At 66.6% G+C, this 21,500-nt stretch carries 18 protein-coding genes; 5 read left to right on the top strand and 13 right to left on the bottom strand.

The features are described from left to right. Position 1 precedes the first annotated feature (1 nt). The gene (locus tag ACQY4K_RS12100; RefSeq protein WP_428390459.1) at positions 2 to 1,021 is read left to right on the top strand and encodes an AraC family transcriptional regulator; all 1,020 of its coding nucleotides are present in this window, start codon (positions 2 to 4) and stop codon (positions 1,019 to 1,021) included. Here ACQY4K_RS12100 and ACQY4K_RS12095 read toward each other — a convergent pair. Next, on the bottom strand, positions 902 to 1,615 hold the full coding sequence (locus tag ACQY4K_RS12095; RefSeq protein ID WP_428390458.1) for an alpha/beta fold hydrolase: 714 nt from the start codon (positions 1,613 to 1,615) through the stop codon (positions 902 to 904). The genes ACQY4K_RS12100 and ACQY4K_RS12095 overlap by 120 nt on opposite strands. A gap of 323 nt (positions 1,616 to 1,938) precedes the next feature. Here ACQY4K_RS12095 and ACQY4K_RS12090 point away from each other — a divergent pair, with 323 nt between their 5' ends. Further along, positions 1,939 to 2,403, top strand: a complete 465-nt coding sequence (locus ACQY4K_RS12090) for an SDR family NAD(P)-dependent oxidoreductase (protein ID WP_428390457.1) — start codon at positions 1,939 to 1,941, stop codon at positions 2,401 to 2,403. 236 nt (positions 2,404 to 2,639) lie between these two features. Further along, a complete protein-coding gene (locus ACQY4K_RS12085) occupies positions 2,640 to 3,629 on the top strand; it encodes an NADPH:quinone oxidoreductase family protein (protein WP_428390456.1) in 990 nt (329 codons plus the stop codon). Between the two features lie 434 nt (positions 3,630 to 4,063). On the opposite strand, the gene ACQY4K_RS12080 is transcribed toward ACQY4K_RS12085, so the two are convergent. From ACQY4K_RS12080 to ACQY4K_RS12050, 7 genes are all read right to left on the bottom strand, one after another. Beyond that, complete coding sequence (locus tag ACQY4K_RS12080; protein ID WP_428390455.1) at positions 4,064 to 4,939, bottom strand: SDR family oxidoreductase; 876 nt, start codon at positions 4,937 to 4,939, stop codon at positions 4,064 to 4,066. Positions 4,940 to 5,043: 104 nt separating this feature from the next. Next, a complete protein-coding gene (locus tag ACQY4K_RS12075; RefSeq protein ID WP_428390454.1) occupies positions 5,044 to 7,872 on the bottom strand; it encodes a PAS domain S-box protein in 2,829 nt (942 codons plus the stop codon). Between the two features lie 76 nt (positions 7,873 to 7,948). After that, the gene (locus tag ACQY4K_RS12070) at positions 7,949 to 8,908 is read right to left on the bottom strand and encodes an ABC transporter permease (protein ID WP_428390453.1); all 960 of its coding nucleotides are present in this window, start codon (positions 8,906 to 8,908) and stop codon (positions 7,949 to 7,951) included. Then, complete coding sequence (locus ACQY4K_RS12065; RefSeq protein WP_428390452.1) at positions 8,908 to 9,897, bottom strand: ABC transporter permease; 990 nt, start codon at positions 9,895 to 9,897, stop codon at positions 8,908 to 8,910. Before ACQY4K_RS12065 ends, ACQY4K_RS12070 begins: the two co-directional genes overlap by 1 nt. Further along, on the bottom strand, positions 9,881 to 11,386 hold the full coding sequence (locus tag ACQY4K_RS12060) for a sugar ABC transporter ATP-binding protein (protein ID WP_428390451.1): 1,506 nt from the start codon (positions 11,384 to 11,386) through the stop codon (positions 9,881 to 9,883). The genes ACQY4K_RS12065 and ACQY4K_RS12060 overlap by 17 nt, the downstream gene beginning before the upstream one ends. Next, positions 11,383 to 12,474, bottom strand: coding sequence for a sugar ABC transporter substrate-binding protein (locus tag ACQY4K_RS12055; RefSeq protein ID WP_428390450.1), 1,092 nt, complete (start codon positions 12,472 to 12,474; stop codon positions 11,383 to 11,385). The genes ACQY4K_RS12060 and ACQY4K_RS12055 overlap by 4 nt, the downstream gene beginning before the upstream one ends. Before the next feature lie 94 nt (positions 12,475 to 12,568). Continuing rightward, positions 12,569 to 13,060 (bottom strand): nucleoside deaminase, encoded by a 492-nt coding sequence (locus tag ACQY4K_RS12050; RefSeq protein WP_428390449.1) that lies wholly within the window; start codon positions 13,058 to 13,060, stop codon positions 12,569 to 12,571. 56 nt (positions 13,061 to 13,116) lie between these two features. Here ACQY4K_RS12050 and ACQY4K_RS12045 point away from each other — a divergent pair, with 56 nt between their 5' ends. Next, entirely contained in the window at positions 13,117 to 14,055 is a 939-nt protein-coding gene (locus tag ACQY4K_RS12045; protein ID WP_428390448.1) for an oxidoreductase, read from the top strand. Here the strand turns inward: ACQY4K_RS12045 and trmB are convergent. Beyond that, complete coding sequence (gene trmB, locus ACQY4K_RS12040; protein ID WP_428396095.1) at positions 14,042 to 14,728, bottom strand: tRNA (guanine(46)-N(7))-methyltransferase TrmB; 687 nt, start codon at positions 14,726 to 14,728, stop codon at positions 14,042 to 14,044. The two genes, ACQY4K_RS12045 and trmB, sit on opposite strands and share 14 nt — an antisense overlap. 7 nt (positions 14,729 to 14,735) lie before the next feature. Beyond that, positions 14,736 to 15,923, bottom strand: a complete 1,188-nt coding sequence (gene metK, locus ACQY4K_RS12035) for a methionine adenosyltransferase (protein ID WP_428390447.1) — start codon at positions 15,921 to 15,923, stop codon at positions 14,736 to 14,738. Positions 15,924 to 16,023: 100 nt separating this feature from the next. Here metK and ACQY4K_RS12030 point away from each other — a divergent pair, with 100 nt between their 5' ends. Beyond that, positions 16,024 to 17,328, top strand: coding sequence for a phospholipase D-like domain-containing protein (locus ACQY4K_RS12030; protein WP_428390446.1), 1,305 nt, complete (start codon positions 16,024 to 16,026; stop codon positions 17,326 to 17,328). A gap of 1 nt (position 17,329) precedes the next feature. On the opposite strand, the gene dapB is transcribed toward ACQY4K_RS12030, so the two are convergent. The 3 genes from dapB to dnaK all read right to left on the bottom strand — a co-directional run bounded on the left by dapB (position 17,330) and on the right by dnaK (position 21,424). After that, positions 17,330 to 18,046: a 4-hydroxy-tetrahydrodipicolinate reductase gene (dapB, locus tag ACQY4K_RS12025; protein ID WP_428390445.1), complete on the bottom strand. Its 717-nt coding sequence runs from the start codon at positions 18,044 to 18,046 to the stop codon at positions 17,330 to 17,332. 208 nt (positions 18,047 to 18,254) lie between these two features. Next, positions 18,255 to 19,388, bottom strand: coding sequence for a molecular chaperone DnaJ (dnaJ, locus tag ACQY4K_RS12020; protein ID WP_428390444.1), 1,134 nt, complete (start codon positions 19,386 to 19,388; stop codon positions 18,255 to 18,257). Positions 19,389 to 19,507: 119 nt separating this feature from the next. Beyond that, positions 19,508 to 21,424 (bottom strand): molecular chaperone DnaK, encoded by a 1,917-nt coding sequence (gene dnaK, locus ACQY4K_RS12015; RefSeq protein ID WP_428390443.1) that lies wholly within the window; start codon positions 21,422 to 21,424, stop codon positions 19,508 to 19,510. Between the last annotated feature and the right edge of the window lie 76 nt (positions 21,425 to 21,500).

Raw genomic sequence — 21,500 nt, 5'->3', positions numbered from 1 at the left:
CATGGACCCTCTTTCCGACGTGTTGTCGCTCCTCGTTCCGCGCAGCTATGGGGCCGGAGGGTTCGACATGGGTGGAGAGTGGTCCATTCATTTTCGGCAACATCCCGGCTTCAAATGCTACGCGGTGCTTATCGGCCAGTGCTGGTTGTCGGTGCAGGACGTTGCCGACCCAGTGCTGATGAAGGCTGGCGACTGCTTCCTGCTGCCCCAGGGTCGGCCGTTCCGCCTTGCCAGCGATCTGCAACTGATCCCGGTCCTGTACTCGAGCCTGCCGCGCGTGGGCGGCATCGCCTCCAATGGCGGCGGAGACTGCTTCATCGTCGGCGGTCATTTCGCGCTTGACGATCGTCACGCCGGCATTCTGTTGGGTGCGCTCACTCCGATCGTTCACGTACGTGACGAGGCCGACAGGGCAGCCCTTCGATGGTCTCTGGAACGAATGGGCCATGAACTGCGCGAGCGTCAGGCGGGTGCCTCGCTGGTCGCGCAACATCTGTCTCACATGATCCTCGTCCAGGCCCTGCGGCTTCATATCGCCGAAGGATCGAGGACTGGGACCGGGTGGCTCTTCGCCTTGGCTGACAAGCAGGTCAGTGCTGCGATCGCAGCCGTCCATAACGACCCCGGGCATCGTTGGACATTGCAGGTGCTGGCGGAGCGAGCCGGCATGTCGCGATCAGGCTTCGCTCTGCGTTTCAGGGAACTGGTCGGCGAGACTCCAATGGATTACGTGACCCGCTGGCGGATGCTGGTGGCCATCGACAAACTGGCTGCTTCGAGCGATCCCGTGTCGGTGGTGGGCCGATCACTCGGCTATATGTCCGAAAGCTCCTTCAGCACGGCGTTTAAGCGGGTCATGGGCCGTTCACCTCGGCAATATACCCGCAAAGACCCGGCGCCTTCAGCCCGTCGCGCTGATCCGTTGCACGGAGAGCCAGTTCGCGATCCTACGGTTCACGTCGTCAGGACGCTCGAGCATCAGCATGTGACCGGCCGGAATGCTCTCCTCCGTCAGATTTGAGCAGTCTTCGCGCATCGGCTCGGCAAGGTGGCCGTAAGCCGCGTCGCAAACCGTGTCCCACTGCCCGGCAAGAAACAGCACCGGCAGCGAGATCCGGCCGTAGTTGGGAGCTTCGGCCGCAAAGGCGATGTTCGCCCTATCGTTGAGGTGCCAGGCGCAGGGACCGCTGGAACCGTTGCGCGAAAGCGCCGACACGATCACCTTCCCATCCGCGGCGGGTAGCAGCGTGTCGCTCGCGCTGATCGGGGGCGCCTCGCTGCCGGGCGGAAACCAGGCACCCTGGCCGCGGATGCTGGCCAGCGGCGTCGGCTTGCCCACCCCGTCGGGCGAACCTCGGGTGTAGGACATATCGATGAAACGTGCGGTGTTTGCTTCGAAATCACGCACGGCCCTGGTGAAATGCTCTGCGTAGAATTGCATGTAGTCCCACTGGCCATATGGAAAGCGGTCGACCGGGTAGATCGTCCGGTCGATCCGCGGCAACGCGACACCGATCGGCTGGTTCGTCGCCATGGCCCACCCGATCGTACACCCCAGGCTATGCCCGACCCAGACCGCTGGCGGGCCGCCGAGTACTTCGTGCAGCTCGGTCATCTCGGCGACCACTTCACGCATCGCGATCCATAGCACGAGCAGAACGGCACGGTTGGCGGCACGGATTGAGAACAGGGTTGCCTTCGCAAAAAGTCCCGCGCTTGGCAGCTTTCAATAGGTTGGGCCGGCGGGACCGCCGTCACCAATCGCGTTGTCGGTCGCCCGGCACGTCCAACTGGACCCCGCTCGCGGAACGCTATACCGACGTCCGACACCTTCGCTTCGCGGATGGCCCGGATGAGGTGCATCATATAATGGGCGGTCGTGCCGAGCTGGGCCGTCACTAAGCCCGACGAGATCGCTCGCCTGATTGGAGACCGGCCATGACTTGGACCCTGGATGAAGCGCCTTCTCAGGCCGGGCGGCTTGCCGTCATCACCGGTGCCAGCGGCGGACTTGGCCTCGACACAGCGCGCGGCCTCGCCCGCAAGGGCGCCGAAGTCGTCATCGCAGCCCGCGATCCGGTCAAGGGTCGCGCCGCCGCCGTCGAGGTTGGCGGCGGCGAGCTGCAGTTCGGGACCAATTTCCTTGGCCATTATGCCCTCACCAAGCGGCTTCTCCCGCTGCTGCGGCAGGCGAAGGCGCGCGTAGTCTCCATCTCCAGCTTGGCGCACAAGAATGCCCACATCGAGTGCGACGATCTGATGAGCGACCGCCGCTATTCGCCGGTCAAGGCGTATGGATTGTCGAAGATGGCCGATCTGCTGTTCGCGCGGGAGCTGCAGCGAAAGTCCGGCACCCCCGACGGGGGCTGCTGTCGCTGGCCGCGCATCCCGGTTTGGCCATGACCGAACTCACCAAGAGTCGGTTATTTTGGCCCGGACGGGTTCGGTGACCTCAAGGGAGCGCCGCGCGTCGCGCGCAACAGCCCCCACCTCGAACGACCCGCAGGTGGCCGCACGTCTCTGGCAGGCAGTCGAGGCACTCACGAAGGTGACAGACGGGGAGGCCGGCGCGTCCAGTCCGGCCGTCGCAGCCTCCGCCGTGCCGGTATCATAGGAGAGATTGAACCATGAAAGCTATAATGTCACGCGTTGCGGGCGGTCCGGAAACGTTGGAGCTTACAGACCTGCCCGCTCCTAGTCTCGGAGCCGGCCAACTGCTCGTCAGGATACTTGCCTGCGGCATCAACTATCCTGACGTGCTCATCATCGAGGACAAGTACCAGACCAAGCCGCCACGCCCGTTCATCCCCGGCGGCGAGGTGTCCGGGGTCGTGGAGGCCGTCGGCGACGGCGTTTCGGGCTGGCAGGTCGGTGACCGTCTCATGGCGGTGACGGGCATTGGTGGACTGGCCGAGCGGATCGTCGTCGCGGCGAACGTGGCATTTCCGCTGGCTGCCGATCGCGACCCGAACGCGGCCGCAGGCCTGCTCCTGACCTATGCCACCACCATCCACGCACTCGTCGACCGAGGCCAGGTGAAGGCAGGCGAGACACTGCTCGTACTGGGTGCCGCGGGCGGCGTCGGACTGGCCGCCATCGAGATCGGCAAGGCGCTGGGCGCCCGCGTCGTCGCGGCGGTCTCCACCGCCGGCAAGGCCGAAGCCGCGACGGCGGCCGGTGCCGATTCGACGCTGGTCTATAGCCCCGGGCCATTCGACAAGGACGCCACCAAGGCGCTCGCCGGCCAGTTCAAGGATGCTGTAGGCAAGTCGGGGGCGGATGTCGTCTACGACCCGGTCGGCGGCGACTACTGCGAACCCGCCCTCCGGTCGCTCGGCTGGGGCGGCCGCTATCTGGTGGTCGGGTTCCCGGCGGGCATCCCCAGGCTGCCGCTCAACCTGACGCTGCTCAAGAGCTGCGACGTGCGCGGCGTGTTCTGGGGCGCCTTCGCCGCCAGGAACCCGCAAGCCAACCAGGCCCATGTCGAACAGCTCATGCAGTGGTGGCGGGAAGGCAAGGTCAATCCCAAGGTCGGTGGCACCTGGCCGCTCGAACAAGGCGGCGATGCGATCGCCTGGCTTGCCTCGCGCCAGGCGATCGGCAAGGCCGTGGTCACGGTGAGCGTCTAATGGTCCGATCCCGACGCTTGGTTCTCAAGCGTCGGGTGAACCAGCTTACCAAATCAACGGCGGGAAAAGCCAGGCAAGGGCTTCGCCCTGGACCCACTGAAGCCGAAGGCCCCAGACCCCGATTCATAAGGGTTACTGAATTTCGAACGCTTTGGCTTTGATGCGGCTACGTCTGGACCGAGAAGGGCAGCCGTCCTGCCGCCTTACGCAATTTGCCCTATGAGTGAGCCTATCGGTTCAGTACTGGCGTCGGCGCTGCGCTCGTGCTGCCGCAGGCCAATGCCAAAGCAATGAAGCTGCAGCTGGCTTAAATTAGCAGGAGCGTGGCAGCTGGTGCCTATGCTCTCATCGCTTTGCATAATGCCGGCTGGCACAGGACCGTCGGCAATCTGCGCCACGTTGCACACCGGAACGGCAGCGCCGATCCTGGACTCTCAGTAGATCGGCATGCCGCCATGCACCGGGTAGAGTGCGCCGGTGGTGTAGCTGCTTTCGTCTGCGGCGAGATGGACGTAGGCAGGGGCGACTTCAGCGGGTTGGCCAGGACGGGCCATGGGTGCCTGGCTGCCGAACGTCTTCTGACTTTGCTCATCCATTCCGGTGACGATGAAGGGAGTCCAGATCGGGCCAGGGAGCACCGCATTGACCCGGATGCCCTTGTCGATCAGCATTTGCGCCAAGCCAAGGGTAAAGTTCGCGATCGCCCCTTTGGTGGCGGAATAGGCCAACAGCGCCGGCATCGGATGCTTGGCGTTCACCGACGATGTGTTGATGATGACGCTGCCGGGTTTGAGATGCGGCACCGCGGCCTTGGTGATGTAGAACATTGCGTTGATGTTGACGTCGAAATGCCGGTCCCATTCCTCCTCGCTGATCTCGTCGATCGAGGCGCGGGTGGCCTGAAACGCGGCGTTGTTCACCAGCAGATCAAGGTGGCCGAACTCGGCTACGGTTATATCGACCAGCATGCGGGCGTGCGGGACCTTTGATATGTCGCCGGGCAACTTCAGGCAGCGCCGGCCGGCCTCGCGGACGGCGCGCTCGGTTTCCTGCGCGTCCCCGCTTTCCTCCTCAAGGTAGGAGATCGCCACGTCCGCGCCCTCGCGGGCATAGGCGATTGCGACAGCGCGGCCAATGCCGGAATCGGCGCCGGTGATAAGCGCTATTTTCCCGGTCAGCTTGCCGGAGCCCGTGTAGCTGGCTTCGCCGTAGTCCGGTTTGGGTTGCATTTCTGCCGACAGGCCAGGGAAGCTTTGCGTCTGCGCCTTGAACGGGGGCTTGGGAAATCGCTCGCGTGGATCGGGAGCCATGGATGTTCTCCTGCTGGGAGGCAACTGAACGGCGACCGCCTGCTAGGGTTCACGGACAGACGCGCTGTCACCTCCTCGTGCGAGGAAGAGCTTTCGGCGCGTGATCAGGCGATGCCGCGTTCGCTCGCCAGCAGGTCCCTGATCCGGCCCGTAAGTGTGTCCATGGTGAACGGCTTGGTCAGCAACCCGGTGCCGGCCTGCGACATGTCGCTGGCGCGCGCTGCATTCTGGTCATAGCCGGTGATGAACAGGACCTTCAGCCCGGCGCGCATCGTGCGTCCGCTCTCCGCCAGTTGTCGCCCGTTCAGACCGCCGGGAAGGCCGATATCGGTAATCAGCAGATCCACTCTCGCGTCGGAGCGCAGGATGTCGAGTCCGGTTGCGCCGTCAGGCGCCTCCAGGGAGTCGTAACCGAGATCCTCCAGCACCTCGCTGACCAGCATGCGTACGGTCGGCTCGTCGTCGACCACCAGGACCGACGCGCCGTGCTCGGCTTGCATTACCTCGGGCGTGGCTATCGCACTCTCCTCGGCGTGACTCGTGCCGTCATGGCGCGGCAGCAGCAGGCTCATCGTCGTGCCGTGGCCGATCTCGGACTTTATCCGGATCTCGCCGCCCGATTGCCGGGCAAAGCCATAGATCATCGACAGGCCGAGGCCGGTGCCCTTGCCGATCGGCTTGGTGGTGAAGAACGGGTCAAAGGCGCGGGCGATCACCGAGGGCGTCATTCCCAAGCCGGTATCGCGAACATGCAGCGACACGTAGTCTCCGCGTGGCAGTCCCCGCGCCCGGCTCGCGGCCTCATCGAGCATGACGTTGACGGTCTCGATGGTCAGCCGGCCGCCGTCGGGCATGGCGTCGCGGGCATTGATGCACAGGTTCAGCAGCGCGTTCTCGAGCTGGTTCGGATCGACCAGCGTGGTCCACAGCCCGGGCGCCAGCCTGAGCTCAATCTCGACCTCCGGTCCGACGGTTCGCCGGATCAGCTCCGCCATGCCTGCCGCCAGCCGATTGAGGTCGGTCGGTTTGGGATCAAGCGTCTGCTGACGCGAGAAGGCGAGCAGCCGGTGGGTCAACGCCGCGGCACGCTTGCAGGCTCCCTGGGCGGCGGCGACATAGCGATCAAGGTCGGCGAGCCGCCCCTGACCCATACGGGTGTGCAGCAGCTCGAGGCTGCCGGTGATGCCGGTCAGCAGGTTGTTGAAGTCGTGCGCGATGCCGCCGGTGAGCTGGCCGACGGCCTCCATCTTCTGGCTTTGCCGCAGCGCCGCCTCGGCGTGAGCCAGTGCTTCGGCCTGCTCGCGGTCGACGGTGATGTCACGGCCGACGGCGTGGATGAAGCGCGCGTCCGGCACTCCGGTCCAGCTCAGCCAGCGATAGCTGCCGTCGCGGTGGCGGCAGCGCTTCTCGAAATGCCGGATCGTCGCCCCGGCTGCGAGCGCATCGCGCACCGACTCCGTGGCGGCGATGTCGTCGGGATGCACCAGGCTCATGAAGTTGCGCGACAAGAGCTCCTGCTCCGTCCAGCCCAGCAGCATCGACCAGGCCGGATTGACCGCGCAGATGGTGCCGTCGAAGCGCGCCACCAGCATGATTTCGGCGGAGAGTTGCCACATCCGGTTGCGGTCGGCGGTGCGCTCGGCGACCAGCGCTTCCAGCTCCTCGCGGGAGCGGGCGAGCGCCTCGCGCGCCGCCACGATCGTCTCGATGTCCGTGCAGACACCGGCCCACAGGATGATGGCACCGTGCGCATTGCGCCTCGGCAGCGCCCGCGCCAGCCACCAGCGATAGCTCCCGTCGGCGGCGCGCAGGCGGAACTCGACCTCGTAGCGCTCGCCGCTCGCAACCGCCGCCGCCCAGGCCGCGCGCGCCGCGTCGCGGTCGTCCGGGTGGACGGACTCTGCCCACTCGTCACCGGCGGCGCGCCCGGGTTCGAGCCCGGAATAGTCGTGCCAGCGCGGGCTGGTGTAGGTGAGCAGGCCGTCACGGCCGGCAACCCAGACAAAGCCAGGGATCGCCTCGGTCAGGCTGCGAAACCGGGCCTCGCTCTCCAGCAGGCGGCTCTCGGCGAGGCGCTGCTCGGTGCGGTCGCGCAGCACCTTGACATAGCCGACAACGGCGCCGGCCTCATCCTTGAGCGGGGTCATCTCGCCGGTCGCCCAGAACCGCTCGCCGCTGCGGCGGACGTGCCAGCTTCCGTCCGCGACGCCGGTACCCGACAGACGCATCTCCAGGCGAGCCCGGTCGCGGGCGCGGTCCTCCGGCGTGAACAGCCGGTCGATGCTTTCGCCCAGCATCTCCGCCTCGCTCCAGCCGAGCACACGCCGCGCGCCTTCGTTCCAGCGGGTGACCCGGCCGTCGAGATCGAGTGCCACGATCGCATAGTCGATCGCGCCATCAAGGATCTGGCGGTGACGCCGCTCGGCGTCACTCGTCTGGCGCTGGCTCAGCACCTGCGAGGTGGTTTCGGTGCAGGCGCAGAACACACCGCCGACGCTGCCGTCCTCGCGGCGCAACGGCGTGTAGGAGAAGGAGAAATGCGCCTCCTCGGCGACGCCCCGCCGGTGCAAGATTAGTCCGATATCGTCCATGGCGATCGACTCGCCGGCGTGTGCGCGATCCATGATCGGGCCGACATCGTCGCGGACCTCGGACCAGGTCTCCATGAACGGCCTGCCGAGTGCGGCCGGATGGTGACCGGCAAGGATGTCGGCATAGGCGGTATTGTAGATCATTGCCCGCGACGGACCCCAGACCGCGAACATCGGCTGGTTGGCGGCAAGCATGATCCCGGTCACGATCTTCAGCACGGGTGACCAGCCCGCCGGCTCGCCCAACGGCGAGCGGGACCAGTCATGATCTCGAAGACGGGCGCCCACATCGCCACCGCCGGCAAGAAAGCTGGGGACCGTGGCGAGGCGCGGGCTTGTCAAGGCTTTCAGCTCACCGCCTATGGGATGACCGATTGTCAGACAATGGTATCACGCGACCCGCGCGACGGGTAGACCGTTACGCTTCCGGCGCCTCCCGGCCGTAGAGCAGCAGCAGCGCCAGGATAATGACACCGTAGATGATGTTGCGGCCATATTCAGGCATGTTCATCGCCATCAGCACCGAGATCAGCGCCACCAGACTGATCGAGCCGGCGACGGTGCCGATATAATGTCCCCTGCCGCCGAGGATATAGACGCCGCCGATCACCACCGCCGCGATCGACTGGAACAGGAACGGCTCGCCCATGCCCAGTGCCGCCTGGCCGCCGAAGCCGACCAAGGCGATGCCGGCGAGGGAGGCGAACAGCCCGCTCAGGGCATACAGCGCAATCGTCGTCGCGCGCACGTCAATCCCGGCAAGGAAACTCGCGCGGGCATTGTTGCCGACGGCATAGGTCGCCCGCCCGAACCGGGTCAGGCTGAGCACGACCGAGACGATGGCGATGACCACCAGCCAGAGCAGCAGGATCGAGGGCACGCCGAGGATTTCGTGGTGCACCGAGGCCTGGATGATCGGTGGTGCGTAGGCGGCACAGGAGGCGCAGGTCAGGCCGCCGGAGAGGCCGAGCGTCAGCCCCTCGACGATGCCGTTCATCGCCAGCGTCATCACCACCGCGGGCAGGCCGAGGATGGCGATGCCGATGCCGTTCGCCGCCCCGATCGCAGCCCCCAGGCCCAACGTCAGCAGCACCGCCGGCAACGCCCGGGCGTCGTGGCCGAGCGCGCTCACCACCATCACGATCGCCGACGCATTCAGCACCCAGGGCACCGACAGGTCGATGCCGCCGATCAGGATGACGAAGGTCTGTCCGGCGGCGACCAGGCCGACAAAGCAGGCCTCGACCAGCACCGCCTTGATGCCGCCCCAGGAGCCGAAACCTGGGCGCACCGCCTCGCCGATGGCAAACAGCGCGATGACCGCCGCGAACGCATAGAGGATGCGTCGCCGCTCGGCTGTGCCCCACAGGATGCGCATCAGACGATCCTCCGCAAGCCGCGGCCAACGACGCCCACGAGCACCACCGCGAGCACCAGGAACAGCCCCTCGTAGAAGCTCTGATAGAGCGGGTTGATATGCGCGAAGAACAGGATGTTGACGATCATTGTCGAGATGAACGCGCCGAGGATCGCGCCGATGCCGCTACCCCGACCGCCGAACAGGGAGACCCCGCCGAGCACCGCGGCGACGATGGAGGTGAGCGTATAGGTGTTGCCGGTGGTGGCGTCGCCGGCGGTCGCGGAGGCGGCGAGGAACAATCCGGCGGCACCCGAGCAGGTCCCGCCCAGCACGTAGGCGGCAATCCGGGTGCCACGCACGGCGACGCCGTTGGCCTGGGCCGCGGCCTCGTCATTGCCGATGGCGTACACACCGACGCCGAGGCGGGTGCGACGGAACGCCCACCAGGCAAGCGCGATCATCGCGATATAGACCAGCGACAGCGGATAGGAGATGTTCGCAAACACGTCGGAATAGGCTTGCGGCACCTGCCCGCCCGGCTGCGGCAGCACCCGGATGGCAACACCCTGGAAGATCGACAGCGTCGCCAGCGTCACCAGGATCGGCTGCAGCCGGCCGACCGTGACCAGCAGGCCATTGACCAGGCCGCACAGCGCACCGATGGCGAGCACCGCGAACGACCAGAACACCATGGACAGGGCGGAGCCGCCGAGCGTAATCGCGGCGACCGCGTTTGTCAGGTCGATAACGCCGCCGACCGAGAGATCGATCCCGCGGGTCAGGATCACCAGGGTCTGGGCGATCGCCGCCAGCACCAGCGGCATCGTCGTGTTCACCGTCGAGGTCAGCTCGAAGCCGCCGGGCAGCCGCGCCTGGGTCGCGGCATAGAAGCCGACATAGATCAGCAGCGCGCTTGCCAGCATCACCGCCGCCAGCGCCAGCCCCGCCTGCTGTGCCAGGCGGTGCCGCCAAGGCGCGCGCCGATGCGGCTCAGGGAGGCGCGGCATCGCGCACCGCGGCCGAAACGATGGCCTCTGCACTGATCGCGGGCGGGATCAGCTCGGCGGCGATTCGACCCTCGCGCAGCACCAGCACGCGGTGGGTCAGATGCGCCAGCTCCTCGGCATCGCTCGAATAGAACAGGATGGATTTGCCGCTCGCCGCGAGGCGCAGCATCAGGCCGTAGATCTCCGCCTTGGTGGCGACGTCAACGCCGCGCGTGACGTCGTACAACAGCAGGATGCGCGGCTCGGCCAGCAGCCAGCGGCCGAGCAGGACCTTCTGCTGGTTGCCGCCGGAGAGCGAGCCCACCGGCGCGCCGAGTCCGTCTGAACGGACCTTGAGCTGTGTCGCGAGCGTGCCCGCGGCTTCCCGCTCGGCGCCACGACGCAGGAAGCCGGCGCGGGTCAGGCGACGCAGGATCGCCAGCGTCATGTTGTCACGCACGCTCATGCGCAGCAGCAGGCCCTCGGTTTTGCGGTCCTCGGGAACTAAAGCGATGCCGATGCCGCGTCGCATGGCGTCGCGCGGCTTGCGCAGCCGCACGGCGCTGCCGGCCACCCGGACGCTGCCACCGCGCGCCGGCTCCGCGCCGAACAAGGCGAAGAACAATTCGCGATGGCCGTGCGCGGCAAGACCCCCTACGCCGAGCACCTCGCCGGCCCGCAACGTAAGCGAGACGCCGTGCAGCCTGGGCGCTGCAAGGTCGGTGACCTCCAGCACCGCGGGGGCGGAGGGCGACAACGCCGGCACCTTCGGATACAGCGTCTCGACCCGCTGCCCGGTCATCAGCGTGACCGCCTCGTCCTCGCCGATCTCGGTGAAGGTGCCGACATGGCGGCCGCCGCGAAACACCGTAATGCGATCGGCTATCGCGGTGACCTCGTTCCAGCGATGCGAGGTGAACACCAGGCAGGTGCCGCGGTCACGCAGCCGGCGTATCTGCCCGAACAGCCAGGCGACCTCGCGCTCGACCAGCGACGAGGTCGGCTCGTCGAGGAACAGGATGTCCGGCGCGTGCGAGATGGCACGGACGATCTCGACGAGCTGGCGCTCGGACAGCGAGATGTCCTCGATGGCGGCGAGCGGGTCGATATGGACAATGCCGAGATCGGTGAGCAGGGCCTCGGCGCGTCGTTCCATCGCCCGTCGATCGATCAAGCCCAAGCGCGAACGCGGCTCACGCGACAGCAGCAGGTTCTCGGCGACACTCATCGAGCCGAGCAGGGTAAGCTCCTGGAACACCGTCCAGGCGCCGAGGCGATGCGCCTGCTCCGGCCCGGCGAGCGACACCTCACGGCCCTTGATACGCACCACGCCCCGATCGGGACGGGTGCGGCCACCAAGCACCTTGATCAGGGTCGACTTGCCGGCGCCGTTCTCGCCGACCAGGGCGTGGACCTCGCCGGCCCGCGCCTCGAGCGAGGCATCGTCGAGCGCCTGCACGCCACCATAGGCGCGGCTGAGGTGCGCGCCCTCGATAGCGACGGCATTCATGCCTGCGGCAGGTTCACCTGTAGCGGGCCGCCCGGGCAGGCGGTGCCGCTCAGCGCCGCCTCGACGCACATTTTCACCATCGCGTGCGAGCCGGTGTCGGTGAAGTCGTCGAAGAAGCTGTCCGGCTGGTCGGGGAACACGTTCTCGCCGACCTTCAGCGTGTCGTTGGTGACGATGGCGAGAGGCAGGTCGATGCTCTTTTTGGGATGCTGCCCGGCCAGGATGCGTCGTGCCAGTTCAAGGGCGATCACCGACAGGAACGGCGGCGAGCCGATCGAGATGCCCTGCACCTTGTGGCCGTTGCTGCCGACCATGAATTTGCGAAAGCCGTTCTCGCACTCGCCGGCGGTCGGCGGCAGCGGCGCCCGGCCGGCCGAGATGAAGGCCTTGAGCACGCCGTCGGTGCCGCCCTGACACCAGATCCCGTCGATTTTCGGCAGCGAAGGCAGCACGGACGCGGTATTGCGCTCGGCGGTCGAGCTGTCCCACATGCCGGTATAGCGGTTGACCACCTTGATCCCCGGGTGCTGCTTCCAGACGCTGTCGGCTCCCTTGTTGCGGTCCTCGTCGACCTGGGTGCCGGCGACGCCGGTCACCATGATGACGTTGCCCTGACCGTTGATCTGCTTTGCGAGCCACGTCGCCAGCGTCTTGCCGAGATCATATTGCGAGATGTTGACCGACAGCACCGATGGCGCTGTGACGCCGCTGTCGAAAGCGATCACCAGGATGCCGCGCGACGTTGCCTGGCGAAGGATGCCGTTGAGACCGGTTGGTGAGGCGGCATCGACGACGATGGCATCGACCCGCTCGGCGATCAGGTTGGAGATCTGCTGCGACTGCTTGGAGACGTCGTTGCCGGAATTGTACCACGAGCCCTTCACCTGGGACTTGTAGGGCTCCATCAGCAGCGCGGCCTTGAAGACGTTCTCCATCTCCAGGCGCCACTTGTTGCCGATGAAGGAGTTCGACAGCGCGATCGTGTAGGGCCGGCTCGCGGCCAGTGCCGGCCGACCGATCAGCCCCGCGCTCAACAAGCCGGCACCCCCCGCCTGCAACAGGATCCGGCGCCCGATTTCGTTGCTCATGGTCCCTCCCGGCCGGACCTTGCGCCGGCTCTTGTCCGACATGTCATCCGACGAACAGCGTGTCGTCGCAAGAGACAAAGCCATGCTCGCGCGGTTAAACGTTCGCCTGTTGGTCGCTTGGCGGGTCGTCCGAAGGCTTGTAGTAGAAGGCCGCGCATTCGGCTTCGAGCACGCCGCCGGTGGCCGTCATGTCGTTGCGGAACGCATCATCGAGGATGTCGAGAACGTCGAGATGGCGGTCCTCGAAATACATTCGGTGCACGTCCTTGCGCGCGGCACCGTAGACGATCCGTCCAATGCTGGCCCAGATGCTGGCCATGCTGCACATGCCGCAGGGCTGCAGCGTGGAGTAGAGTGCCGCGCCGCGCAGATCGTCGCGTCCCAGGCTTTCGCAGGCCCGCCTGATCGCGACGATCTCGGCATGCGCGCTCGGATCGTGGCGCATCTCCACCTCATTGTGCGCGCTACCGACGATGCGGCCGTCCATCACGATGACGCAGCCGATCGACGAGGCACCCGGCGTTTGCTTGCCGTCTTGCGCAAGCGCGATCGCGCGTCGCATGAAGTGGATATCGTCCTCGCTCATCGTCACGATCAGCGCACGGGCGACAGGCGAGTTCGCGCAACCGGCGGAGAAACATCATGGCTAACTGGTCGATCAGGGAGGGCTGGACCCTCGGCGACGCGCCGAGCCTCGAAGGACGGCTCGCCATCGTCACCGGAGCGACCGGTGGCCTCGGCTACGAGACGGCACTCGGCCTGGCGCGACGTGGCGCTACCACAATCCTCGCCGGACGCAATCCCGCCAAGGGACAGTCCGCAATCGCACGCCTGCAGCGCGCGTTGCCGGCCGCACAGGTCCGCTTCGCGGCACTCGATCTCGGCAGCCTGAACTCCGTGGCCGCGTTCGCCGCTGACATAGCGGGGCCAGTCGACATCCTGGTCAACAATGCCGGGGTCATGGGCATGGCCACGCGCGAGCTCACCACGGACAGCTTCGAGCGACAGATCGGCGTCAACTATCTCGGCCACTTCGCCCTCACCGGCCGCCTGAAGGACCGGCTATGCGCGGCCCCGGGCGGCGGTCGCGTGGTCGCTTTGGCAAGCCTGGCGCATCGCCGGGCGACGCTCGACGTCGACGACCTGCAGTCCGAGCGCACTTACAAGCCGATGCAGGCCTATGGGCGCAGCAAGCTCGCCATGCTGATTTTTGCCATCGAATTGCAACGTCGCGCCGTGCAGCATGGCTGGGCCCTGCGCAGCATCGCCGCCCATCCGGGCTGGGCACGCACCGACATCATCGCCAACGGCCCCGGTGGCGGGGCACCCCGGATCAGGGAACAAGTGATGATGCGCGGCTTCAACCTGCTGGCGCAGTCCGCACGCGACGGCGCCCTGCCGTCGCTGTATGCGGCGATGGCGCCGGACGCCAAGGGAGGCCAGTATTACGGACCGACCGGCCCCAACGAGACACGCGGCGCGCCAGGCCCCTCGCGGATTTCATCGCAGGCCTCGGACCCGGTGCTGGCGGCGCGGCTATGGGCCCTGTCGGAACAGCTCACCGGCGTCAGCTACGGATGAAGCTCCAATAGAGCGGCTGGCGCCCTGCCGCGATGGCCTTGGCTTCGTAGCGCGTCGGCGGCCAGTCCCGCGGCCGCCTGGTTGCAGGCGGTGCCGCGCTGAAGGCGTGCTGTGCCGCCATCACTGTGTCGACCCAACCCTGGTACGTCGGATCGTCGCTGGCGACGCGCCATTCCGCGCCCGGACGCAGCTTGCCCGCCAGGACGCCAATCGTCTGCGGATGCACGAACCGTCGCTTGGCATGGCGCGATTTCGGCCAAGGATCGGGAAACAACAAAAACAGCCGGTCCAGGCAGCCATCCGGCAAGGCCTGCAACAGCAGGCGGGCGTCGTCGTCCCAGATCCGCAGCATGTCGGGCAGCGTGCCCTCCGCTTCCGCGCCGTCGGCCACCAGCCGGGTCAACAGCGAACACAGCCCGTTCTCGAACACCTCGCAGGCGATCAGCCCGACCTCGGGGTTGGCCGCGTGCTGCGCCAGGCTGTGCTCGCCACCGCCGAAACCCACCTCCAGCCAGAGCTGTTCGGGCGCACGGTCAAAGCAGGTCGCGGGTGCTGCCGCGCACCCGATATCGAAGCGCAGCCGGGGCAGCGTCAGGTCAAGCAGGCGCTGCTGGCGGCCGCGCAGCGGATGGCTGCGCTGGCGGCCGTAAAGACGCGACGGCGGCGGTTTGATCGCTCGCTCAGCGGTTGAAGGCGCCGCGCAGCGTGTCCGCGAGGTCGGTCTGTTCCCAGGTGAAGTCGTCGAGGGCTGGATCCGGGGTGCGGCCGAAATGGCCGTAAGCCGAGCTTTGCGCATAGATCGGACGATTTAGCCGCAGATGGTTGCGAATACCGCGCGGCGTAAGATCCATCACCTCGCGCAGCACCCGCTCCAGCCGCGCCTCGTCGATGTCGCGGCCACTGCCATGCAGGTCCACATAGACCGACAACGGATGCGACACGCCGATCGCATACGAAATCTGCAGCGTGCAGCGCTCGGCGAGGCCGCTGGCCACGATGTTCTTGGCGAGGTAGCGGCAGGCATAGGCCGCGGAGCGGTCGACCTTGGTCGGATCCTTGCCGCTGAACGCGCCGCCGCCATGCGGGGCAGCGCCGCCATAGGTGTCGACAATGATCTTGCGCCCGGTCAGGCCGGCATCGCCGTCCGGACCGCCGATAACAAAAATACCGGTCGGATTGACATAGAACCCGTCCGCCGGGCACATCCATCCCTCCGGCAGCACCTCACGCACGATCGCGTCCAGCGTGGCGCGGATCATCGGCTGGGTCATCGTCTCTTCGTGCTGGGTGGAGATCACGACACTGGTCGCACCCACCGGCTTGCCATCGACATAGCGCAGCGTGACCTGGCTCTTGGCGTCCGGCAGCAGGCCGCGCCCACGCGGATCGTGCGCCTTGCGATACTGATTGATCCGATGCAGGATGCCATGCGCGTAGTGCAGCGGCGCCGGCATCAAGGTCGGCGTCTCGCTGGTGGCGAAGCCGAACATGATCCCCTGGTCGCCGGCGCCCTCGTCCTTGTTGCCGGCGCTGTCGACGCCGACCGCAATGTCGGCGGACTGTGCGTGCAGGTAGTTGTGGAACTCGGCCGCCCGCCAGGAAAAGCCCTTCTGATCGTAGCCGATGTCACGCACCGCGTCGCGCACCGCATGTTCGAGGTCTTCGCCAGTGACGCTGTCGGCGCCACGCACTTCGCCGGCAAGAACGATGCGATTGGTGGTGACGAGCGTCTCGCAGGCAACCCGCGCCTGCGGATCGGCACGCAGATACGAATCAAGAACGGTGTCGCTGATCCGGTCCGCCACCTTGTCCGGATGGCCTTCGGAAACGGATTCCGAGGTGAACAGGAAATCGCCCTTGTCGCGCATGATGATCCTTCGTATCGCGGGCTGTCCATGTGACGGAAAGTGCCGATCTGGTCAAGGATTGCCCTGACCTGCACGGCTATCTTATGTCATACTCGTAACGATGTCGAGATTGGCCGCACGCTTCCTGTTGACCCTGACGATGTTGGGCCTGCTCGCCGGCTGCGTCAGTGCACCCCGCCCGGGCGCCGACGCGGACCTGCTGGCCGCTGCCCGCGCCGACCCTGCACGCGCGCTGGCCTTGATGCGCGAGCAGGGCGAGCGCCTGGCGCACAAGCCCTTCATCCCGGGTAACAACGCCCAGCTGCTGGTCAACGGCCCGGCCGCGTTCGCCGCCCTGTCCCGCGCGATCGACGGCGCGCGCAGGCGGATCGACATGGAGAGCTACGAGTATGACCGCCAAGCCGGCGCCCGCTTCTCCGACCTGCTTCTGGCGGCACGCGCGCGCGGGGTCGAGGTCAATCTGATCTACGACGCCTGGGGCGCGCTCGGCACCCCGGCGTCGATGTTCGACCGGCTCAAGCAGGCCGGCGTGCGGGTGCTGGAGTTCAACCCGCTGACCCCGAACGACCGTGTCGGGATCCACCTGAACCGTCGCGACCACCGCAAGCTGCTCTGCGTTGACGGCGGCATCGCAATCACCGGCGGCGTCAATATCAGTCAGGTCTATGAGAACCGGCCCCAGCTGGCCGGCACGCCGGTCGCCCAGGCGGCCTGGCGCGACACTGACGTTGCCATCACTGGCCCCGTGGTCGGTCAGTTCGAACATTATTTCATGGAGACCTGGCACGCCCAGCACGGAGCGCCGCTGCCGCCGCCACCGCAATCGTCGACCACGCCCCAGAGCATGCCCCGGGGCGATATGCTGGTGCAGGCGATCGACGGCGCGCCGGTCAGTCACCACCCGCTGATCTACCGCACATTGCTATCGGTGATCGGCCTGTCGCGACACTCGGTGCATCTGACCACCGGCTTCTTCGCACCGACCCCGGAGCTGGCGCGGGCGCTGGCGGCGGCGGCGCGCCGCGGCGTCGACGTGCAGATCGTGGTGCCGAGCCAAAGCACCAGTGACGAGGCGCTGGAAGCCGGACGCTCGCATTACGAGACGCTGCTGAAGGCGGGTGTGAAAATCCACGAGCGTCTGCACCGGGTCCTGCACGCCAAGACTGCCGTCGTCGATGGCGCTTGGTCGGCGATCGGCTCGTCGAACCTGGATTGGCGCAGCGTCGTCTGGAACAACGAGATCGACGCCGTCATCATCGACCGCGGGTTCGGCGCCCGCATGGAGACGTTGTTCGCCTTCGACGTCAGCCAGTCCAGAACGATCGACCTGCGTCATTGGCGCGAGCGGCCGCTGCTGGAGCGGTTCCTGGAGTGGCAGGCCGGACTGGTGCAGTCGCTACTCTGATTCAGTCGGGGCGCAGCACGTCCTGCATGCCATACAGCCCCGGCGGCCGCCCGGCTGTCCAAAGTGCCGCCCGCACTGCGCCGGTCGCGAACACACGCCGGTCGAAGGCACGATGGGTCAGGCTGATCTGCTCGCTTGCCGCGGTGAACAGCAGCGTATGCTCGCCGACGATCTGGCCACCGCGCAACGACGCATGGCCGAGGGCACCCATTTCCGCAGAGGGGCGGCCGGCGCGAACCGCGGCGTCGATGGCCAGTGCCGTGCCAGACGGAGCATCGCGCTTGCCACGGTGATGCATCTCGAAAATCCCGACGTCATAGTCCGACGCCGGCAGGCTTGCGGCCAGCCGTCGCGCCAGATCGAGCACAACAGCCACGCCGGGCGAGAAATTGGCCGCCTGCACGATCGCGATGCGGTTGCTGGCCCATGTCACCGCGTCCTGCGCCGTCGCTGCCAAGCCGGTCGTGCCGAGCACCCAGGCGGTCCCGGTCTCGCCAAGAGTCGCGGCGTGGGATGCAGTCGCCTCCGGCCGGGTGAAGTCGATCACCACCTCAACCTGGGAGGCCAGTGTCCGCAGATCAGCAAACAGTGGCACGCCAAGTTCGTCGCCGTGCCTGGATCTTGCGACACCGCCGACCAGGTCGGCGCCAAAGGCGCGGACCTCCCCGATCAGAAGGCGACCGACACGACCATGGATGCCGAGGATGCCGATTCGCATCAGTCAGGAACCGGGAAGGTAGAGCGGCGGCGCGACCGGGGTGATCGCGCCGCCTGTCTCTGTCCGCAGCGCGGGTGGGGGGGGGGACGCCACCGCGAACATCACGTTAACTATCTTGGCCCGGACGTGGTTTCAAGAACACAGTCAAGATGCCATGCGCAGTCACGAAGATACTACCGGTGAGCCGTGACACCCAAGCCACAGAGGATTAGACCTTGCCGTCGAAGAAGTCCCGCACCTTGCCAAAGAAGCCCTCGCTCTCGGGACTGCCCTTGGCGTGGCTGTCCGCCTCGGCCTCGAACTCCTCCATCAGCTCACGCTGACGTCTGGAGAGATGCTGCGGGGTCTCCACCGCGACCTGTATATACATGTCGCCACGCGCCGCGGAACGCAGCACGGAAAAGCCCTTGCCGCGAAGCCGGAACTGCTCGCCGGTCTGGGTGCCTGGGGGAATTTTGACGCGCGTGCGCGAGCCGTCGATGACCGGCACCTCGACCTCGGCGCCGAGTGCCGCCTGGCTCATCCGCATCGGCACGCGGCAATAGATATTGGCACCATCGCGCTGGAAGATGTCGTGCGCACGGACGCCGACATGCACGTATAAATCGCCCGGTGGCACCCCCGCACCACCCGCCTCGCCCTCTCCGGCAAGCCGGATCCGGGTGCCGTCCTCGACACCAGCCGGCACCTGCACATTGAGGCTGCGCTCGCGCTGCACCGTGCCGGCACCGTGGCAGACCTTACACGGATTACGCACCACCCGCCCGGCGCCGCCGCAGGTCGGACATGCTCGCTCTACCAGGAAGAATCCCTGCTGCGCCCGCACCTTTCCTGCACCTTGGCAGGTGGGGCAGGTTTCGGCCGCGCGGTCGCGGCTTTCAGAACCCGACCCCGCGCAGGCTTCGCACTGCACCCGGCTGGGCACGCGCAACGGTACCTTTGCGCCGGTGAACGCCTCGACCAGGCTGAGTTCCACCTGCGCGCGCACATCCGAGCCCGAGCGCTGCCGCCCGCCGCCACGGCGGCCACCCATCATGTCGCCGAACACCTGATCGAAGATGTCGCCAAGGCCGCCGCCGCCGCCGAAGTCAAAGCCGCCAGGTGCGCCGCCGCCGCCCTCGAAAGCAGCATGGCCAAATCGATCGTAGGCCGCGCGCTTCTGGTCGTCCTTAAGGACGTCGTAGGCCTCGTTGAGCTCCTTGAACTTGCCTTCCGCGGCCTTGTCGCCCGGGTTGCGGTCCGGGTGGAACTTCATGGCGAGCTTGCGATACGCCTTTTTCAGCGCCTCCGCCGGGGCATCACGGGCGACCTCCAGGGTCGCGTAATAATCCTGCTTCGCCATCTGTTCCTCGTCGAGGGATACTCGCGGCCTGGCGGCCTCCCAATCGCATCATGAGCGCTCATGCAGCGAGGCGCCGCCCTCCATAGAGGACTGGCGCCTCAACCACGATCAGTCCAGGTTCAGGCGGACTTCTTCTTGTCGTCGACATCCTCGAAGTCGGCGTCGACGACCTTCTCGTCGCCCGGTCCAGCCGAGGCGCCGGGCGCACCAGCAGCAGCAGCCGGATTAGCGGCCTCCGCCTTGTACATCGCCTCGCCAATCTTCATCGCGATCTGACCAAGTCGCTCCGAGGCGCTCTTGATCGCCGCGACATCGCTGCCGCCGATCGCGGTCCGGGTAGCAGTGACCGCGGCCTCCGCCTCGCTCTTATCGGCGGGTGCCACCTTACCCTCGTTCTCGGACAGGGTCTTCTCGACCTGATGCACCAGACCCTCGGCCTGGTTGCGCGCCTCGACCGTCTCGCGCTTGGCACGATCGGCTTCGGCGTTCGCCTCCGCCTCGCGCACCATGCGCTCGATATCCTTGTCCGACAGACCGCCGGACGCCTGGATGCGTATCTGCTGCTCCTTGCCCGACGCCTTGTCCTTGGCCGAGACAGAGACGATGCCGTTCGCGTCGATATCGAACGTCACCTCGATCTGCGGCACGCCGCGCGGCGCCGGCGGAATGCCCATCAGGTCGAACTGGCCGAGCATCTTGTTGTCGGCCGCCATCTCGCGCTCGCCCTGGCTGACCTTGATGGTCACCGCACCCTGGTTGTCCTCGGCTGTCGAGAAGGTCTGGCTCTTCTTGGTCGGGATCGTGGTGTTGCGGTCGATCAGCCGGGTGAACACGCCACCCAGAGTCTCGATGCCGAGCGAAAGTGGCGTAACATCCAGCAGCAACACGTCCTTGACGTCGCCCTTGAGCACCGCACCCTGCACGGCGGCACCAATCGCCACAACCTCGTCGGGATTGACATTGCGGGCGGGCTCCCGGCCGAAGAACTGCTTCACCGTCTCGATGACCTTGGGCATGCGGGTCATGCCGCCAACCAGGATCACCTCCTCGATCTCGCCAGCCGAGATCGACGCATCCTTCAGCGCCGCGCGGCACGGGCCGAGGGTACGCTGGACAAGATCGTCGACCAGGCTTTCGAGCTTGGCCCGGCTCAGCTTGAGCACCAGATGCTTCGGCCCGGTGGCGTCGGCGGTGATGAACGGCAGATTAATCTCGGTCTCCTTCGACGAGGAGAGTTCGATCTTGGCCTTCTCGGCGGCCTCCTTGAGCCGCTGCAGCGCCAGCTTGTCGCTGCGCAGGTTGATGCCCTGCTCGCGCTTGAACTCGTCGGCCAGGTAGTCGATGACGCGCGCGTCAAAATCCTCGCCGCCGAGGAAGGTATCGCCGTTGGTCGACTTCACCTCGATGACGCCGTCGCTGATCTCGAGAACGGAGACGTCGAACGTGCCGCCGCCGAGATCATAAACCGCGATCGTGCCGCCGTTCTTCTTTTCCATCCCGTAGGCGAGCGCCGCCGCCGTCGGCTCGTTGATGATGCGCAGCACCTCAAGCCCGGCGATGCGGCCGGCATCCTTGGTGGCCTGACGCTGGGCGTCATTGAAGTAGGCCGGCACCGTGATCACCGCCTGGCTGACCGACTCGCCCAGATAGGTCTCGGCGGTCTCCTTCATCTTGCCGAGAATGAAGGCGCTGATCTGGCTGGGCGCATATTTTTGCGCACGCGCCTCGACCCAGGCGTCGCCATTCTCGCCCTTGACGATGGCATACGGCACCAGGCCACGGTCCTTCTCGACCGTCGGATCCTCAAAGCGCCGCCCGATCAGCCGCTTGATCGCATAGAGTGTGTTGGTCGGGTTGGTGACGGCCTGGCGCTTGGCGGACTGGCCGACCAGACGCTCGCCGTTCTCCGTGAAGGCGACCATGGACGGCGTGGTGCGGGCACCCTCGCTGTTCTCGATCACCCGGTTGTCGTCACCCTCGCGGATCGACACGCACGAGTTGGTGGTGCCGAGATCGATGCCGATAACCTTGCTCATACAGAAACTCTCCTTGTCAGCAGTCGCGTCCGACCCGAAGCACCGGAAACGACCCAATGGATAGGCAACGCCAAGG

The organism is Lichenicoccus sp., from assembly GCF_965276875.1.
In the GTDB taxonomy this organism is placed as follows: domain Bacteria; phylum Pseudomonadota; class Alphaproteobacteria; order Acetobacterales; family Acetobacteraceae; genus Lichenicoccus.
This window is presented reverse-complemented; position numbering and strand designations above follow the sequence as displayed.

What these genes read in the sequence shown, in the direction of transcription:
- ACQY4K_RS12100 (WP_428390459.1), top strand. Translation starts at nt 2, where the DNA reads ATGGACCCTCTTTCCGACGTGTTGTCGCTCCTCGTTCCGCGCAGCTAT.
- ACQY4K_RS12095 (WP_428390458.1), bottom strand. Translation starts at nt 1,615, where the DNA reads ATGACCGAGCTGCACGAAGTACTCGGCGGCCCGCCAGCGGTCTGGGTC.
- ACQY4K_RS12090 (WP_428390457.1), top strand. Translation starts at nt 1,939, where the DNA reads ATGACTTGGACCCTGGATGAAGCGCCTTCTCAGGCCGGGCGGCTTGCC.
- ACQY4K_RS12085 (WP_428390456.1), top strand. Translation starts at nt 2,640, where the DNA reads ATGTCACGCGTTGCGGGCGGTCCGGAAACGTTGGAGCTTACAGACCTG.
- ACQY4K_RS12080 (WP_428390455.1), bottom strand. Translation starts at nt 4,939, where the DNA reads ATGGCTCCCGATCCACGCGAGCGATTTCCCAAGCCCCCGTTCAAGGCG.
- ACQY4K_RS12070 (WP_428390453.1), bottom strand. Translation starts at nt 8,908, where the DNA reads ATGCGCATCCTGTGGGGCACAGCCGAGCGGCGACGCATCCTCTATGCG.
- ACQY4K_RS12065 (WP_428390452.1), bottom strand. Translation starts at nt 9,897, where the DNA reads ATGCCGCGCCTCCCTGAGCCGCATCGGCGCGCGCCTTGGCGGCACCGC.
- ACQY4K_RS12060 (WP_428390451.1), bottom strand. Translation starts at nt 11,386, where the DNA reads ATGAATGCCGTCGCTATCGAGGGCGCGCACCTCAGCCGCGCCTATGGT.
- ACQY4K_RS12055 (WP_428390450.1), bottom strand. Translation starts at nt 12,474, where the DNA reads ATGAGCAACGAAATCGGGCGCCGGATCCTGTTGCAGGCGGGGGGTGCC.
- ACQY4K_RS12050 (WP_428390449.1), bottom strand. Translation starts at nt 13,060, where the DNA reads ATGAGCGAGGACGATATCCACTTCATGCGACGCGCGATCGCGCTTGCG.
- ACQY4K_RS12045 (WP_428390448.1), top strand. Translation starts at nt 13,117, where the DNA reads ATGGCTAACTGGTCGATCAGGGAGGGCTGGACCCTCGGCGACGCGCCG.
- metK (WP_428390447.1), bottom strand. Translation starts at nt 15,923, where the DNA reads ATGCGCGACAAGGGCGATTTCCTGTTCACCTCGGAATCCGTTTCCGAA.
- ACQY4K_RS12030 (WP_428390446.1), top strand. Translation starts at nt 16,024, where the DNA reads ATGTCGAGATTGGCCGCACGCTTCCTGTTGACCCTGACGATGTTGGGC.
- dapB (WP_428390445.1), bottom strand. Translation starts at nt 18,046, where the DNA reads ATGCGAATCGGCATCCTCGGCATCCATGGTCGTGTCGGTCGCCTTCTG.
- dnaJ (WP_428390444.1), bottom strand. Translation starts at nt 19,388, where the DNA reads ATGGCGAAGCAGGATTATTACGCGACCCTGGAGGTCGCCCGTGATGCC.
- dnaK (WP_428390443.1), bottom strand. Translation starts at nt 21,424, where the DNA reads ATGAGCAAGGTTATCGGCATCGATCTCGGCACCACCAACTCGTGCGTG.